Origin of the sequence: Phenylobacterium sp. CCH9-H3 (assembly GCF_001557235.1) — a bacterium.
Classification (GTDB): domain Bacteria; phylum Pseudomonadota; class Alphaproteobacteria; order Caulobacterales; family Caulobacteraceae; genus Phenylobacterium.
On the sequence record NZ_LSJI01000178.1, the window covers coordinates 1 to 2,200 of the forward strand.

At 68.1% G+C, this 2,200-nt stretch carries 1 protein-coding gene and 1 pseudogene; one reads left to right on the forward strand and one right to left on the reverse strand.

Going from position 1 to position 2,200, the window contains the following annotated elements; translation table 11 throughout:
- Nucleotides 1-197: 197 nt before the first annotated feature.
- A complete protein-coding gene (locus AX721_RS15855) occupies nt 198-1,010 on the forward strand; it encodes a hypothetical protein (protein ID WP_068876977.1) in 813 nt (270 codons plus the stop codon).
- A 294-nt stretch (nt 1,011-1,304) separates the two neighbouring features.
- Here AX721_RS15855 and AX721_RS28000 read toward each other — a convergent pair.
- Nucleotides 1,305-2,200, reverse strand: a pseudogene (locus AX721_RS28000) (hypothetical protein); the annotation flags it as partial.

Sequence of the window (2,200 nt, forward strand, 5' to 3'; positions counted from 1 at the left end):
TTTTTGCACGCCGATCACCCCACGAAGGGGGTGCCTATTGCACGCCGATCCTCATCCACGAGCACCCCCAGACGTTTTTGCCGCGAATTTGTCAGACGACATGATGAAGCGAGAACACGCGATGTCCCCCCTCCACCCCCCTTCCCCCCTCTAGCCGAATTGCGCGGCATCGTGCATTCAACCCAGGGGGGCGCTGCATGGCTCAGGTCGAAACAATCACGGTGTCCGCTGTGGTCAGCGGCATCGTTGGCATGGTCACTGGAACACTGGCGTTCGCGGTCGGCGCGCGCAGCCAGAAGAACGTCTCGGATAGACCGCTGCTGCGGCAGAACTATCAGACCTTGTTCGAGCACTTCTCGGCGCTGGAGACGCAGCTGGCAAAAGGCCAGCCGCTAACCTGGGGGAGCTTCAAGGTTATCCGCGACGAGTACTGTCCGCCAGTTCGCGAGATGGAGCTGGACGGACGCGCCAACCTCCTGCCCGCGAAGCTCTTCGAGACGTTAAAGGGCGTGGAGAGGAAGGCCGTGATCGCGGGGAGCCGCTTTGCCCACATGATGGAGGAGCACGCGGTTCCCAAGCTGCGGAGCTTGATGGATGCGCGCGTCCGGTCCCCGACCTCCGCCCAGTCGGGCCTCCGCTATCGACCGTTCAACATTGGCCTCGTCGTGATGGACCCGTCCGACCTTCGCTCGGCAGAGATCGGCCCCGAGATCGGGCTCGGGATCGAGACTTCACTCACTCGCGGCAAGTCGGCGACCTACTATGCCTATCCAGAGACGGTGGGGTCCGGGACCGTCGCCGAGCTGATCGCCGACATCGCTGAACTGGCCGAGTTGCCCGAGCTGTCTGAGGCCAAGTCCGAGGTCGTCCAAGCGCGCGAAGCGCTAGCAGCCGCCCGCGCCACCCTGGAGTCGCGCATTCGCGACCCGCACCCACTCCACGAGGCGATAGCGGACACCTTCAAGGACTTCGCTGCATTCGCTCGGCTGCGGAGGGCGCATAAGTCCTAACTTTTGAGCGAGGCTGGTCGCCTTGGTTCACCCCTCGCGGCTAGGGCGCTGGCTTTCGGATTCCGAGCTACCGACCGCCTCAGATACCTTCTGAGCTAGATCCAGAGCTGACGTTCCGAAGGTCAGCCCTGAATCACGGAGCGCCAGTTCGAGGATCGAAACCGGAGGGCCCTCCCCCGCCCGTTGCAGACCTTCCGATGGTCCGCCTCCGTGCAGGATGGTCGGCGAAGGTCTCCTGCCAATCTCGCCGCCCACTCATACCCTCTCGCGTCGCGCGGAGACACAGAGGCCCCCTCAGTTCTCGCGGGCGTCTCTCGTGAGGTCGTTGAGTTCGGAGATGCGGGCGACGTAGACGTCCTCCACGGCCCAGGGGGCCTCGCGGGCGGCGGCGGCGCGGGCCTGGAGCCAGCGGGCCTGCTGGCGGCGCAGGGCCGAGGCGGGGACGCCGGCGGCCTCGGCGTCGCGGTAGGCGCGCTGCATCTGGCGGTCGCGGGCGGTCAGGGACCGGTCGGCGCAGACCGCGGCCTCGCCCGGATCGGCGGAGGCGCAGGCGTCGTTGCGGGCGACGCGCATGGGCCCCTCGCCACGGACGACGGGCTTGCGGGGCGGCGGCGCCTTGGCCGCGGGCTTGGCGCGGGTGGAGGCCTTTTCCACGGCGGGCGCCTTCGTCGGCCTGGCCTTCGCGAGCTGGGGCTTCGGCTTGGCCCTGGCCTTGGCCAGCTCCTTCTTCTTCGCGGCCTCGGCCTTGGCGAGCTTCGTCGCCTTCTCCGCCTTCTTCGCCTTCGCCAGTCTGGCCGCCTTGGCCTTCTCGGCCTTCTCGGCCTTCAGCTTCTCCGCCCTGGCCTTTTCGATCTTGGCCAGCCTGACCGCCTTGGCCTTCGCGTCGGCCTTCGCGGCCCTGGCTTCGGCGACCTTGGGCGCGGCGGCCTTGGGCTTCGCCTCGGCCTTGGCGTGTACAGTTCTGGCCTTCTCGACCTTGGGCGGCTTCGGCGGCCTGACCGTCTCCACCTGGGGCTCCGGCTTCGGCTCCACCTTCACCGCCGGAACCATCAGCGGCTGGGCGGCGACCACGGTGTCGACCTTCATGAGCCCGGCGCTCGGCCGGCGCGGGGCGGCGAGCGTGGGCTCGGCGTCGCCGGGCAACACCTCCAGCAGCGGGCCGATGGGGGCGGGGACGTCCTCGACGATGA